11 protein-coding genes are annotated in these 13,781 nt (G+C 63.3%); 4 read left to right on the top strand and 7 right to left on the bottom strand.

What is annotated here, in order from left to right; all coding sequences use genetic code 11:
* Positions 1-7: 7 nt before the first annotated feature.
* Complete coding sequence (gene gyrB, locus AC5ZG1_RS24425; protein ID WP_456644252.1) at positions 8-2,443, bottom strand: DNA topoisomerase (ATP-hydrolyzing) subunit B; 2,436 nt, start codon at positions 2,441-2,443, stop codon at positions 8-10.
* Between the two features lie 333 nt (positions 2,444-2,776).
* On the opposite strand from gyrB, the gene AC5ZG1_RS24420 reads away from it, so the two are divergent.
* Complete coding sequence (locus tag AC5ZG1_RS24420; protein WP_496134292.1) at positions 2,777-4,663, top strand: acyltransferase family protein; 1,887 nt, start codon at positions 2,777-2,779, stop codon at positions 4,661-4,663.
* Positions 4,664-4,665: 2 nt separating this feature from the next.
* On the opposite strand, the gene recF is transcribed toward AC5ZG1_RS24420, so the two are convergent.
* The 5 genes from recF to rpsT form a co-directional block, all read right to left on the bottom strand.
* Entirely contained in the window at positions 4,666-5,805 is a 1,140-nt protein-coding gene (gene recF, locus AC5ZG1_RS24415) for a DNA replication/repair protein RecF (RefSeq protein ID WP_130229518.1), read from the bottom strand.
* A gap of 78 nt (positions 5,806-5,883) precedes the next feature.
* Positions 5,884-6,189 carry an endonuclease domain-containing protein gene (locus AC5ZG1_RS24410; RefSeq protein ID WP_130229517.1) on the bottom strand — a complete coding sequence of 102 codons (306 nt, stop codon included), beginning with the start codon at positions 6,187-6,189 and terminating at the stop codon, positions 5,884-5,886.
* A 149-nt stretch (positions 6,190-6,338) separates the two neighbouring features.
* A complete protein-coding gene (gene dnaN / locus AC5ZG1_RS24405) occupies positions 6,339-7,457 on the bottom strand; it encodes a DNA polymerase III subunit beta (RefSeq protein WP_496134291.1) in 1,119 nt (372 codons plus the stop codon).
* A 271-nt stretch (positions 7,458-7,728) separates the two neighbouring features.
* Positions 7,729-9,159: a chromosomal replication initiator protein DnaA gene (dnaA, locus tag AC5ZG1_RS24400; RefSeq protein ID WP_028162525.1), complete on the bottom strand. Its 1,431-nt coding sequence runs from the start codon at positions 9,157-9,159 to the stop codon at positions 7,729-7,731.
* 1,215 nt (positions 9,160-10,374) lie between these two features.
* On the bottom strand, positions 10,375-10,641 hold the full coding sequence (gene rpsT, locus AC5ZG1_RS24395; protein WP_028162524.1) for a 30S ribosomal protein S20: 267 nt from the start codon (positions 10,639-10,641) through the stop codon (positions 10,375-10,377).
* A gap of 356 nt (positions 10,642-10,997) precedes the next feature.
* Between rpsT and AC5ZG1_RS24390 the strand changes: the two genes are divergently transcribed.
* The 3 genes from AC5ZG1_RS24390 (at position 10,998) to AC5ZG1_RS24380 (ending at position 12,943) form a co-directional block, all read left to right on the top strand.
* A complete protein-coding gene (locus tag AC5ZG1_RS24390) occupies positions 10,998-11,315 on the top strand; it encodes a hypothetical protein (RefSeq protein ID WP_028162523.1) in 318 nt (105 codons plus the stop codon).
* A gap of 132 nt (positions 11,316-11,447) precedes the next feature.
* Positions 11,448-12,104, top strand: coding sequence for a peptide-methionine (S)-S-oxide reductase MsrA (gene msrA / locus AC5ZG1_RS24385; protein ID WP_208823490.1), 657 nt, complete (start codon positions 11,448-11,450; stop codon positions 12,102-12,104).
* Between the two features lie 155 nt (positions 12,105-12,259).
* Positions 12,260-12,943, top strand: coding sequence for a polysaccharide biosynthesis/export family protein (locus AC5ZG1_RS24380; protein WP_245474700.1), 684 nt, complete (start codon positions 12,260-12,262; stop codon positions 12,941-12,943).
* A 142-nt stretch (positions 12,944-13,085) separates the two neighbouring features.
* Here the strand turns inward: AC5ZG1_RS24380 and AC5ZG1_RS24375 are convergent, their stop codons facing one another.
* Positions 13,086-13,757: a dienelactone hydrolase family protein gene (locus tag AC5ZG1_RS24375; protein ID WP_496134290.1), complete on the bottom strand. Its 672-nt coding sequence runs from the start codon at positions 13,755-13,757 to the stop codon at positions 13,086-13,088.
* Positions 13,758-13,781: the final 24 nt, after the last annotated feature.

Below are 13,781 nucleotides of genomic sequence, written 5' to 3'. Positions count from 1 at the left end.
CGCGGCCTCAGATGTCGATGGTTGCGCTGAGCGAGTTTTCCTGGATGAAGTCGCGGCGCGGCTCGACCACATCGCCCATCAGCTTGGTGAAGATGTCGTCGGCCTCATCGACCTCCTTGACCTTCACCTGCAACAGCGAGCGCGCGTCGGTATCCAGCGTGGTCTCCCAGAGCTGCTCCGGGTTCATCTCGCCGAGACCTTTGTAGCGTTGCAGGGTCAGGCCCTTGCGGGCCGTGTTGGTTACGGCTTCGAACAGGTCGACGGGGCCGTAGATGAGTTGCTCGCTGTCCTTGCGGCGCAGCTTGCCGGAGCGGGCATAGACGCTCTGCAGCCGCTCCCGGTATTCGTGGAGCTTGCGGGCGTCGGCCGAACCGAGGAAGGCGTCGTCGATGACGGCGACATCCTTGACGCCGCGTACGGTGCGTTCGAACATGAAGCCCTGGCCTTCGACGAATTGTCCGGCCCAGCCGCGTTCGACTTCTTCGGCCTGATTGTCCAGCCGTCCCGCCATGTATTCTGCCGCGGCAGCGGCGGTTTCGGGATTGCTGTAGATATCCTTGCCGAACAGACCTGCGATGGCAGCCTGCTCGACGACCTTCCGATTGTAGCGGCTATGCAGGTTGCGCAGCACGGCGCGAATGACGCGGGCATCGTCGATCAGGGAGCGCAGATCGCGGCCCGAGCGTTCCTCGCCGGTGCCAAGCGTGAACACGCAATCGTCGAGCCCGGCCTCGATCAGATAATCTTCCAGCGCGCGCTCGTCCTTCAGATACTGCTCGGACTTGCCGCGCGTGACCTTATAGAGCGGCGGCTGCGCAATATAGAGATAACCGCCGTCGATGATCTCGCGCATCTGGCGATAGAAGAAGGTCAAGAGCAGCGTGCGGATATGGGCGCCGTCGACGTCGGCGTCCGTCATCACGATGATCTTGTGATAGCGCAGCTTGTCGATCGAGAAGTCGTCGCTGATCCCGGTGCCGAGCGCCGTGATCAGCGTACCGATCTGCTCAGAGGACAGCATCTTGTCGGGGCGGACGCGCTCGACATTGAGGATCTTGCCGCGCAGCGGCAGCACCGCCTGGAATTCGCGGTTGCGGCCCTGCTTGGCGCTGCCGCCTGCCGAGTCACCCTCGACGATGAAGAGTTCCGACTTGGCGGGATCCTTCTCCTGGCAGTCGGCCAGTTTGCCCGGCAGCGAGGAGACCGCGAGCGGATTCTTGCGGGTCAGTTCGCGCGCTTTGCGCGCGGCCTCGCGGGCGGCCGCGGCCTGGATCACCTTGCCGACGATGACTTTCGCCTCGCTCGGATGCTCCTCGAACCAGGCGGCAAGGGCCTCGTTGATGACGTTCTCGACGACGGGACGCACTTCCGAGGACACCAGCTTGTCCTTGGTCTGCGACGAGAACTTCGGATCCGGCACTTTCACCGAGAGCACGGCGGTCAGGCCCTCACGACAGTCGTCGCCGGTCAGCGTGATCTTTTCCTTTTTCGCATTGGCCTCGGCATAGCCGTTGACCTGACGCGTCAGCGCGCCGCGGAAGCCGGCCAGATGGGTGCCGCCGTCACGCTGCGGGATGTTGTTGGTGAAGCACAGCACGTTCTCGTGGTAGCTGTCGTTCCACCACAGCGCGGCTTCGACCCCGATGCCGTTCATCTCCGAACGGACCATGATCGGATTGGCGACGACCGCCTTCTTGTTGCGGTCGAGATATTTGACGAATTCCTCGACGCCGCCGACATAGTGCAGTTCCTCGCGCTTCTCGACCGCATGGCGCATGTCCGAGAGCACGATGTTGACGCCGGAATTGAGGAAGGCGAGTTCGCGCAGGCGATGCTCCAGCGTCGCGAAATCATATTCGATGTTCTTGAAGGTCTCGGTGGAGGCGAGGAAGGTGACCTCGGTGCCGCGCTTGCCATTGGCGTCGCCGACCACCTTCAACGGGGCGAGCGAATCGCCATGGGCGAACTCGACAAAATGTTCCTTGTCGTCGCGCCAGACGCGGAGCTTCAACGAACTCGACAGCGCGTTGACGACGGATACGCCGACGCCGTGCAGGCCGCCCGAAACCTTGTAGGAGTTCTGGTCGAATTTACCACCGGCATGGAGCTGGGTCATGATGACCTCGGCCGCGGAGATGCCTTCGCCCTTGTGGATGCCGACGGGAATACCGCGGCCGTCGTCGCGCACGGTGACGGAATTGTCGGGATTGAGCACGACTTCGACGCGCGTCGCATGGCCCGCGAGCGCTTCGTCGATCGCGTTATCGACGACTTCATAGACCATGTGATGCAGGCCGGAACCGTCATCGGTGTCACCGATATACATGCCCGGCCGCTTGCGCACGGCATCCAGGCCCTTCAAGACCCGGATCGATTCCGCACCATATTCCACGGGAATGGGATGCTCGCTTTCGGCAGGGGTCTGCCGGGCTGGTTCTGTCATGTGAGGCCTTAGGATGTCCCGAATCAGCAGCGCAAAACTGAGGGCTGATTACACTATTTGTGCCACGAAAGATGCATCGCGCCTAGCGCAAAGTCTGTCTCCGCAAGCTGTTGAATAAATAGTATTTTTCTGCCTTTTTTCAAGGCGGTTTAAGGCTGTTTCAAAGGCCGCGAAAAAGCGCGATTCGAGGTCCATTTCGAGCGCTCGAGAATCCCGATTTGGATCGCTCGGCGAGCTCCCTCTGGCAGCGCTTCGCGGACCTGCTAGAGAGGGCATCGAAGCAGGCTGACTTCGATGCCTTCTCCTAGTTCCGCGATTTCGGATTATTTGCCCTTGTCCCTGCCGTCCCAGCTTTATCGGCCCGATATCGATGGCCTCCGCGCCATCGCCGTGATGCTGGTGCTGATCTTCCACGCTTTTCCTGAAGCCGCGCCGGGCGGGTTCGTCGGCGTCGATGTCTTCTTCGTGATTTCCGGCTTTCTGATCACCGGCATCATCGCGCGCGAGCTCGGCGAGCAGCGCTTCAGTCTGGCCGGCTTCTATGCCAGGCGCATCCGGCGGATTTTTCCAGCGCTGATCGTCGTGCTCGCTGTCGCGCTGGTGGCGGGCTGGCTATTGATGCTGCCGTCCGCCTATGTGCAACTGGGCAGCGACGTCTTTGCCAGCGCTGCGTTTCTCGCCAACATCGCGCTATTGCTGCAGTCGGGCTATTTCGACGTCGAATCGGCGAAAAAGCCGCTGCTGCATCTGTGGTCGCTCGGCATCGAGGAGCAGTTCTACCTGTTCTGGCCGCTATTGCTAATCCTGGTGGCGCGGCTGCGGCTGAAACTGTTCTGGATCGCCGCAATCCTCGGCGCCGCCTCCTTCGCCCTCAATCTGGTGCTGATCGGCGCAAACCCGGTCGCAACCTTCTATCTGCCGTTCACGCGCGCCTTCGAATTGCTCGCCGGCGCCTTGCTGGCGCTGGGCTGGAGCCAGACCGGCAAACCGACCGTCGCGAGTGATTGGCGTGCGTTCGCAGGGTTCGCCCTGATCGCGCTCGCGGTCGGCCTGTACGACAGTCACAGCCAGTTTCCGGGTTGGCGCGCGGCGCTGCCGGTAGTTGGGTCCGCGCTGCTGCTGTCGGCTCCCGCTGCCTGGCTCAATCGCAGCCTGCTCGCCAGCCGGCCGATGGTATGGATCGGGCTGATCAGTTATCCGCTCTATCTCTGGCACTGGCCGCTGCTGGTGTTCTTTGCGCTGATCAAGTTCAGTCCGCTGACGCTGCTCGAGCGCGGCCTGATCCTGCTGCTCAGCGTGCTGCTCGCCTGGGCGACCTACCGCTTCATCGAGAAGCCGCTGCGTTTCGGCCGGCCGCAGCCGCGCAAATTGGTTGCGCTGGGTGCCAGCATCGTGCTCATCGCCGCGCTCGGTGGCACTGTCGTTTGGGGGCGTGGCTATGATTTCCGCCTGCCGCCGGAAATCCGCGCCATGGCCGGTGTATCGACACAGTCAGCGCAATGGCGGTTCCATCAATGCCTGCTCGATCTCGGCCGCGATACGTCGTTCGCCGATGATTGCGTCGATCAGGGCCGCCGCCCGCTGGTCGTGATCTGGGGCGACTCGACCGCGGGCGCGCTGTTGCCCGGATTGCGGAAAGTGCAGGAGACGAAGAATTTCGGCATCGCGCAGTTCACCTCGGCATCCTGCGTCCCCATCCTGAATGTCGATGTGCCCGGCACGCCCAACTGCCGCGCGATGAATGACAAGGTGTTCTCACTGATCCGCGATATCAGGCCCGACATCGTGCTGATGCACGGCACCTGGGATCGATATCCGGATAAGATCGCCGAGACCGCCGCCGCGCTGAAGCGTGAGACCGGCGCGCGCGTGGTCGTGCTCGGTGCGGTGCCGACCTGGCGGCGCGGGCTGCCGAATGAAGTGCTGCGTTATTTCCTGCTTTATCACGACCTGCTCCCGGCGCGCTGGAGCGGCGGCGTGACCAGCGGATGTTTCGACGCGGTGATGCGTGACAAGCTTGCGCCCACCGGTGCGGACTTCGTCTCCGCCTGGGATGTGCTGTGCAATGGCGAGGGCTGCCTGACCCGGATCGGCGACAGTGCCGGCGATATCACCGCTAGCGACGGCATTCACCTCACCGAGAAGGGTTCGGCCTATCTCGTCGACGCGGTGATTGACCGTGTGCTCGACGGGCGCAAAGCAAGCGATCCGGGAAAGTAGCGTCAGCCGCGGCGGCTGATGCGGCCTGCGTCGACGTCGAAGATCTCGCCATTGGCCCCAATATCGACGAACGCGGCAGGATCGGCGCCGGTCATCCAGACCTGCGCGCCGAGCTTTGCCAACTCGTCGAACAGCGCCTTGCGCCTGTTCGGATCGAGATGCGCCACCACTTCGTCGAGCAACAGCAGCGGCACGATGCCGGTCATCTCGGCGACCAATGTCGCATGTGCCAGCACCAGCCCGATCAGAAGCGCCTTCTGCTCGCCGGTGGAGGCGTCGCGTGCCGGCATGTTCTTCGGCGCGTAGACGACCTGCAGATCGGTCAGATGCGGGCCGTCGAGCGTGCGTCCGGCGGCGGCATCCCGCGCGCGGCTGAGGCGCAGGATCTCGCGGTAGCGGTCCTCGACGGCCGTTGCGGGCTCGCTGAGCAGCGCATTCTCCATCCAGCCGTCGAGCGCGATCTCGGCGGAAGGAAACGCCGAGCCCTGCGCGCGCTCGCGCAGCATCGCCGACAGTCTTGCGGCGGTCTGGCCGCGCGTCGCCGCCACCGCGACCGCAAGCTCTGCGGTCTCGCGTTCGATCGCGCCGCACCAGTGGTCGTCATAATTGCGCACTTCCAGGAGGCGATTGCGCGAGCGCAGCGAGCGCTCCAGCGCCGAGACGCGGCTGGAATGCTCGGAGTCGATCGCAAGCACCAGCCGATCGAAGAACCGCCGTCGTTCGGAGGCCGCGCCCATGAACAAGCCGTCCATCGCAGGCGTGAGCCACACCATACGCAGATGGTCGCCGAAGGCCGCGGCCGAACCCACCGGCTCGCGATCGATGCGGCAGCGCCGGCTGACGCTCTCGCCGCCTTGCGCGGGCGCTTCGATCCCGGTGCCGAGCGTCGACAGTCCCAGCGCGCCCTCGACCTCGGCGGAGACCGCCCAGGAACCTTCGCCCTGGTTGTCGGCGACGTCTTCCAGCGTCGCGCGGCGCAGGCCCCGCCCCGGCGCCAGAAACGAGATCGCCTCGAGGCAATTGGTCTTGCCGGCACCGTTCGGCCCGACCAGCACCACCACGTCACCGCGCGTCGAAACGCTCGCCGCCCGATAATTGCGGAAATGCGTCAGCGACAGCCGATGGATGCGCGAAGGGGTCATGTCGTTCGTCGTCCTTCCCCTCTCCCCTTGTGGGAGAGGGTGGCGCCTCGCGAAGCGAGGCGACGGGTGAGGGGTATCTCACAGCTCGGCAAGCTTTGCGAGAATGTCCTCCAATATCGCGCCGGGTTGCAGCAGCACATCGTTGTTCCAGTAACGTGCGACACGAAAGCCTTCCGCGATGAGGGCGGCTTCTCTCACCGCATCTCGTGTCGATGACGCGTGCTGACTGCCGTCTATTTCGATGACGAGGCGCTTCTCGAAACAGACGAAGTCGAGAATATAGGTCTGAAACGGGACTTGGCGACGAAACTTCAGGTGTGAAAGGCGTCGATCGCGGAGCAATCGCCACATCTTCGCTTCGGCATCGGTCGGCTCCCGCCGCATCTTCTTCGCGAAGGTGCGGATGCGCTTGGCGATCGGCCGATGGTGTGGTGTTTGCGGCGCGAACCCCTCACCCGGCGCCTCACTTCGTGAGGCGCCACCCTCTCCCACAAGGGGAGAGGGTACGTCGGAGCGCGTTTCGCGGGACGAGGTCACACCCGCATGGGCATCAGCACGTACAGCGCGCTCTTGTTGTCCTTGTCCTGCACCAGCGTCGGCGAGCCGGGATCGGCGAGTTTCAGGACTGCGACTTCGCCCTCGATCTGGGCGGCGATGTCGAGCAAATAGCGCGAGTTGAAGCCGATATCGAGTGCGTCGGAGGCGTATTCGACCTCCAGTTCCTCGGTGGCGCTGCCGGAATCCGGGTTTGTCACCGACAGCACGAGCTTGCCTGCCGACAGCGACAGCTTGACCGCGCGGCCGCGCTCGCTGGAGATGGTCGAGACGCGGTCGACGGCGGCTTCAAAATCCTTCTTGTCGACCACCAGTTCCTTGTCGTTGTTCTGCGGGATCACGCGGCCGTAATCGGGGAAGGTGCCGTCGATCAATTTCGAGGTCAGCACCACATTGCCGAGCGTGAAGCGGATCTTGCCCGGCGAGAGCTCGATGGTGATTTCCGCCTCGGTATCCTCGATCAGCCGCTGCACTTCGCCGACGGTCTTGCGCGGCACGATCACGCCGGGCATGCCGGCGGCACCCTTCGGCTGCACCAAGTCGACCTGCGCCAGGCGATGGCCGTCGGTCGCGACGCCGCGGAGCGTCGCCTGTTGGGCGGTGCCGGCCGAATGCAGGTAGATGCCGTTGAGGTAATAGCGTGTCTCTTCGGTCGAGATCGCAAACTGCGTGCGGTCGATCAGGCGCTTGACGCCAGCGGCGGGAAGCGAGAACGAATGCGTCATGTCGCCGGCGGCCAGATCCGGGAAATCGCTCTCCGGCAGCGTTTGCAGGGTGAAGCGCGAGCGGCCCGCCCGGATCGCCAGCACCGAGCGGTCGCCGTCCGCCTCCAGCACGATCTGGGAGCCGTCGGGCAGCTTGCGCACGATGTCGTAGAACATGTGGGCGGGCACCGTCGTCGAGCCGGCGGTGGCGGTTTCCGCGGCCAGCGTCTCCGTCACCTCGAGATCGAGGTCGGTCGCCTTCAGCGAGAGTTTGGCATTTTCGGCGCGGACCAGCACATTGCCGAGGATCGGGATGGTGTTGCGACGTTCGACCACGCGATGCACGTGGCCGAGCGACTTCAGGAGTTGCGCGCGCTCGACGGTGACCTTCATTGCAATACCCGCCAGATCCCTGAGTTGAGCATGGTCTGTCCGAAAACCGGTAACCCACCGTGCTCTGAGATGGAAAGGCCGGGCGGCCATGGGGCGCGCCGCGGCGTTTGAGGCCCGAAAGCCGGTTAATCCATGGGATTTGACCAAACCGTCGGGGGGACCGCAAGGTGGCGCGGATAACGCGCGAGCGCAAGGGAGCGGGACGCCGTTCCCCACGTTTTCAGGCATAAAGGTCCCTCCCGCCCCGGAAAACGGGGCGGGAGGGAAGAATTCATTCCTGCAATTGGCGCTTCAGGGATTCGACCTCTTCGGAGAGCGAGTTGTCCTTGGCGACCAGTGCTTCGATCTTGCGCACGGCATGGAGCACCGTGGTGTGGTCGCGCCCGCCGAAGCGCCGGCCGATCTCGGGCAGCGAGCGGAGCGTCAGCGTCTTGGCCAGGTACATAGCGACCTGGCGCGGGCGCACCACGTTCGCCGTGCGGCGCGAGGACAGGAGGTCGGAACGGCTGACATTGTACTGCCGGGCGACCACGCGCTGGATGTCCTCGATCTTGATGCGCTTCGGCTCCTGCGGGCGGATCAGATCGCGGACCTCGCGCTCGGCCATCTCCAGCGTCACCGGCTGGTTGTTCAGCTTGCTGTGCGCGAGCAGGCGGTTGATCGCGCCCTCGAGGTCGCGGCCATTATGGGTGATGGTGCGCGACAGATAGTCCAGCACCTCGTCCGGCACGTCGAAGCTTGCGTGATGGACGCGGGCCGCGGCCACGCGCGATTTGAGGATGCCGAGGCGCAGCTCCTCGCCGAGCGATCCCATTTCGACCACGAGCCCGCCGGCAAGCCGCGAGCGCACGCGATCGTCGAGGCTTTCCAGATCGGACGGCGGACGATCGGCCGCGATCACGACCTGGCGGCCGGCATCGATCAGCGCATTCAGCGTGTGACAGAACTCGGCCTGAGTCGATTTGCCTTGCAGGAATTGCAGGTCGTCAATCACCAGCACGTCGATGCCGCGCAGCGCTTCCTTGAACGCCAGCGCCGTCTGCGTCTTCAGCGCCGCGACGAACCCGTACATGAATTTTTCCGCGGTGAGATACAGCACCTTGCGCTCGCCACCGGAATTGCCGGCCCAGGTCACTGCCTGCAGAAGATGGGTTTTACCGAGCCCCACGCCGGCATGGATGTAGAGCGGGTTGAACATCACGGGATCGCCGCGGCGACCTTCCGCAACCTGGCGCGCCGCCGCATGCGCGAGCGTATTCGAGCGGCCGACCACGAAGCTCGCAAATGTCAGCCGCGGATCGAGCGGTGAACCACCGAGCGCATCGTGGCTCGCCGATACCGGCGCGGTCGCGGTCGAACGCAGTTCGACAGAAGGCCGTCCTTCCGGACGCTCGACGCGGCGCGTTTCTGCCGGCGCGGGAGTCTCCTTCACCGTAGCCGAAGGCCGCACTGCCGTGCGCACGGTCAGATCGATGCGATGCACCTCCGGCATCTCGGCCTGCCAGCAGGAGAGCACGCGATCGGCGTAGTGCGCCTGGATCCAGCTCTTCAGGAATCGGGTCGGAACCGACAGGCGGACGCTTTCGTCCTGCACGCCCTCAAGATCCATGCGTGCAAACCAGCTCGTATAGACATCCTCCCCTACGCTCGTCCGCAACCGTCCCTTCACCCGCGACCAGCGATCCTGTTCCGTGTTTGTCATTGCCTGAAGACTTTTCTCAAGAGTAGTGCCGTTGATTGTGAAAGCGCCGTGCATGTTTCTTGCCACGGCGCGACCTCTAGCGAGGCCCTCTGTTCCGGGCACATCTCTCCCGTTCGGCGAAACCGCCGCAGGGCAGATTTATGTGCTGGAACAGACGTGCGTTCGCGAGGTCAGCGCGTACTCGAAGGAGTATCCGGAGTTCGCGTGGAGCTGTTTGCGGAAGAGCAATTCAAGGTGTCGAATACGGACTTGTCTGAAATGCGCAATTCGAATGCTGCGATGGTTCCGTAAATCATACTGCCTCCCCCTCTCGCCGCGATTGCGCGCGGCGAGCAATCCGCTCGCAAGTGGTCCAAATTCAGTGTGCCGCTCCCAAACATCGAAATGTCCAGTGCTGCGCCGCCGCGTAGTTCAGTCCTTGTCAACCCATTCACGGGCACCGCGTTCCCCGCTGCTTAAGGCCGCGGCTGTTGCGTGTCTCCCCAGTTCGTCTCTCTCGCAGCGCGGACGCTGCGATCGAGAAATCCAGACACAGAACAACCGTTCTCATATTGCTATGAGTTGCCAACTCAGCTTCGCTTGGAAAGCGTCGCTAACGCGCACACCGCCGCCGATTTGCACGTCCGCCCGTGGGTCTAAGATCGCGCTGATCTTAAGAGCCGTGGGCGCCGCGAACGCATAAACAAATACACCAAGCGCGATTTCTGACAATCCGTTGTTTGTGGCTCGTGAGTTGAGTCTTCGCCGGTGTTGCGGCATTGCAATTGCGAAACCGGAAAGCAAGTTTTTGAATCACCGCGCAGATTCGCGCGTGTCACAAAGCGCGGTGTAACGGAAAAAAAAGTTCATAAAATATTTACGTAGCATCTCGGCGGCGCCATTTTTCAAACAAGTCGGCTTCGCTATGTGGGTAAGTGATTAGCGAGACGAAGTTTTTCGCGATTGCTTTTGGAGGGTAACCCTTCGCGGCTTTTCGCCGAGGAAATGTTTAGCGCTATTCCATTTATGCGGCGCGCGCGCGCGTATTTAATCGCGTCGTCGCGTGTGAGGCGCAGCAAGAACTGCAGGTTCGGTAAAACTACGGACGCGCGGAATATGGCACACGCGCTGTCCTGCAACAGCGAGTCACTTCGGGAGCACAGTCGTTCGAAGCTTCGCAAAAGAAAAAGGCCCGGCGTAAAGCCGGGCCCTTGACGAAAGTGTTTTTCCGTCAGCTCACTTCGCCAGCTTGGCGATCTGATGCGTCAGGCGCGAGACTTTGCGGCTCGCAGTATTGCGGTGAACGATGTTGCGCTGTGCGGCCTTCATCAGTTCGGGCTCGGCATGCGCCATCGCCTTCAGCGCTGCATCGCGGTCGCCGCGCTTGATCGCTTCTTCGACCGAGCGAACCGCACCACGCATCTGGGTGCGGCGCGACTTGTTGATGATGGTGCGGCGGGCAATCTTGCGGGTCGCCTTCTTGGCGGAAGTGGTGTTGGCCATGGTCTCAATTGTCCTTCGGCGTTGGTCGCTCTGTTGGTCGGGCTCGAGCGCGCCGGCCGTTGAAATCGCGTGATCTACTCTGCTGTGTTGTCGAGATGTGTTCTTGAGGGAGCCGTGCCCAGAAGCAAAAGTCCCGGCGGCCGCCCGTCCAAAGAACAGCGGCGGCAGGATTGCGCCCGCCGCCATTGCGCGGTCTTATAGAGGGGCCGGCCCCCAGCGTCAACGTTTTCCACCCGGTTCGGAGGGCCGAAACCGGCAAAAAATGGCCGCCAAGGTGCTGAACAGGTTGAATTTCCGCCCTTCCTGCCGTTAATGGGCCTTGGCGCGCTTGGGGCGGACAGGGACTAGGGTGAGGCATGATCCGCGGGTTTTTTCGGTTAATCGGCCTGCTGCTCCTGGCCGGCGGATTTGTTTTCATGGTCTATGACGGCGCCCGCTTCGTCGCCGATCAGACCCTGCGCTTCACCCGTTTCGGCCAGTTCTGGAACGACATCCACCAGTCCAGCCAGGCGGCCTTCCGTGCCTGGATCGAGCGCACCGCGCCTTTCCTCTGGGACAGCGTGATCAAGATCATCCTCGACCAGCCGGTTTTCGTCGTGCTCGGTGTCGCCGGCATCCTCTTGATGATCCTGTTCCGGCCGCGCAAGCCGCTGATCGGCTACGCGCGCGATTGATCGTAACTTTGCTCCTTCGGGTTGTGGGGACGTAACAGGGCTGCCAGATCGCGCGTAAATACCTATATTGAGGGCCAAGCCGGCCGAAGCCGCTCTCGGCTTCAGGCCGATATGCCCGCCTGGAGGTGATCCATGTTGTTCATGCGCAAGACCACCGCGTTGCCGAGTGCAGCCGAAGCGCTGCCGGGACGCGCCACGCCGATCCCGACCGCCACCACCCACTTCGTCAACGGCAGCAAGCTGCAGCCGCCTTATCCTGAAGGTCTGGAGCAGGCGGTGTTCGGGCTCGGCTGCTTCTGGGGCGCCGAGCGCAAATTCTGGGAGCTCGGCGATGGCATCTACACGACCGCCGTTGGCTATGCCGGCGGCTACACGCCGAATCCGACCTATGAGGAGGTTTGCTCCGGTCGTACCGGCCACACCGAAGTGGTGCTGGTCGTGTTCGATCCGAAGAAGATCTCCTACGAGCAACTCCTGAAGACATTCTGGGAAAATCACAACCCGACGCAGGGCATGCGTCAGGGCAACGATGTCGGCACGCAATATCGCTCCGCGATCTACACCTTTGGCGACGCGCAGCGGAAGGCCGCGGAGGCTTCGAAGGCCGCCTATCAGAAAGCGCTTTCGGCCAAGGGCCTCGGTCCGATCACCACCGAGATCGCAAAGGCCGGCGAGTTCTATTTCGCGGAAGACTATCATCAGCAATATCTCGCCAAGAATCCGGCGGGCTATTGCGGCCTTGGCGGCACCGGCGTGTCGTGCCCGATCGGGGTCGGCGTCACCGCCTGATCGCGTTCTCCCTCGCCCCGCAAGAGCGGGGCGAGGGAGTTCTCTCTAACAAACCATTTGTTAACCATAACCGGTGCAAGACTAGGCTGTCTCGCTTTTCAGGGATGGCCAGGGTGCGGGTTGCACGCGCGTTTCGATTGCCGATCACTGCCGTTATGACTGCACTCGTGCTGTCAGGCTGCATGCACGCGAGCGGCCCGGTCGCGGTCGCTCCAGCGCCGGCCGATCTCGACTCCATGGCTTATGGCGGGCCTGCCAGCCCTGCGCCGGTCGCGGTCGCCAGCAGCGGCGGTGGCGCCGTCGGTGCGCTTCGCTCCGCCTTTGCCGCTTCACCCCGCGCGGCCTATGCAGCGGCGCCGGTTGCTGCGGTCCGGTACGACTCGGCCTATCATCTCGATGCCGGCGACCGGCTGCGCGTCGTGGTCTACGGCCAGGAAGGGCTCACCAATACCTACGCGATCGATGCTGCCGGCTCGATCACCATGCCGCTCATCGGGCAGGTGCCCGCGCGCGGCAGGACGACGTCGGGGCTCGCAGGCGAGATCGCGGCAAAGCTGCGCAGCGGCTATATCCGCGAGCCTTCGGTCGCCGTCGAGATCGAGGCGTACAGGCCGTTCTTCATCCTCGGCGAAGTCGCCGCCCCCGGACAATATCCTTATGTGCCCAACATGACCGTCGAAAGCGCCGTGGCGATTGCGGGCGGCTTCTCGCCGCGCGCCAAGCGCGACATGGTGACGCTGACGCATACCGACGCTGGCGGTTCGGGGCGCTACACCGTGCCGCTCGGCACGCCGATGAGTCCCGGCGATACCGTGTTCGTCGGCGAGCGGTGGTTCTAGGCTACGCGACACTCTCTCAACTCTTCATTCCGGGGCGATGCGAAGCGTCGAGCCCGGAACCCATTTAGCCGCCGGCGCCTGCGGCCCGATGGATTCCGGGCTCACGCTGCGCGTGCCCCGGAATGACCGTGGAGAGAGTGCGCTATTTCAAATGCTTCGCGAAGAACACCAGGCTGCGCGGCCAGGCGATGTCGGCGCTGGCCTTGTCGTAGCTCGCCCGTTCGTCGCAGTGAAAGCCGTGCTGCGCGCCGGGATAGATGTGGATCTCGACCTCGGGCCGCTTGGCCTTGATGGTCTCCACATCGGTCAACGGAATACCTGAGTCCTTCTCGCCGAAATGCAGTTGCGTCGGCACTTTCGGCTTGTCGTCGGCAAAGCGGACGATGGCGCCGCCGTAATAGCCGACGGCTGCCTTCAGGCCCGTCAGCTTGGTCGCCGCGACATAGGCGACGCTGCCGCCGAGACAGAAGCCGATGATGCCGACCGGGCCGACGCTCTTCACGGCATCAATCGCAGCCTGCGTGTCGCGCAGTATCGCCGTCCAATCCGGATTGGCGACGAACTTTCGCGCGACGGCGATTTCATCAGGGGAATAGCCGCTCTGGAAATTCGGCTCGCTGCGGTCGAAGATCGAGGGTGCGATCGCGACATAGCCTTCCTGCGCGAGGCGGTCGCAGACCGAGCGGATGTGGTGGTTGACGCCAAAAATCTCCTGGATCACCACGATCGCGCCCTTTGGCGCGCCGGACGGGTCCGCGCGGTAGCCACCGAGCTTGAAGCCGTCCGACGCCGTCAGCGTGATATCTTGTCCCATGGGTCATCCCTTCTGGTTTGAGGG

This window comes from Bradyrhizobium sp. Leo78 (assembly GCF_059512425.1).
This window is presented reverse-complemented; position numbering and strand designations above follow the sequence as displayed.

Coding starts and splice junctions, on each gene's coding strand:
- gyrB (WP_456644252.1), bottom strand. CDS start 2,443: ATGACAGAACCAGCCCGGCAGACCCCTGCCGAAAGCGAGCATCCCATT.
- recF (WP_130229518.1), bottom strand. CDS start 5,805: ATGACCCCTTCGCGCATCCATCGGCTGTCGCTGACGCATTTCCGCAAT.
- AC5ZG1_RS24410 (WP_130229517.1), bottom strand. CDS start 6,189: ATGCGGCGGGAGCCGACCGATGCCGAAGCGAAGATGTGGCGATTGCTC.
- dnaN (WP_496134291.1), bottom strand. CDS start 7,457: ATGAAGGTCACCGTCGAGCGCGCGCAACTCCTGAAGTCGCTCGGCCAC.
- dnaA (WP_028162525.1), bottom strand. CDS start 9,159: ATGACAAACACGGAACAGGATCGCTGGTCGCGGGTGAAGGGACGGTTG.
- rpsT (WP_028162524.1), bottom strand. CDS start 10,641: ATGGCCAACACCACTTCCGCCAAGAAGGCGACCCGCAAGATTGCCCGC.
- AC5ZG1_RS24390 (WP_028162523.1), top strand. CDS start 10,998: ATGATCCGCGGGTTTTTTCGGTTAATCGGCCTGCTGCTCCTGGCCGGC.
- msrA (WP_208823490.1), top strand. CDS start 11,448: ATGTTGTTCATGCGCAAGACCACCGCGTTGCCGAGTGCAGCCGAAGCG.
- AC5ZG1_RS24380 (WP_245474700.1), top strand. CDS start 12,260: ATGACTGCACTCGTGCTGTCAGGCTGCATGCACGCGAGCGGCCCGGTC.
- AC5ZG1_RS24375 (WP_496134290.1), bottom strand. CDS start 13,757: ATGGGACAAGATATCACGCTGACGGCGTCGGACGGCTTCAAGCTCGGT.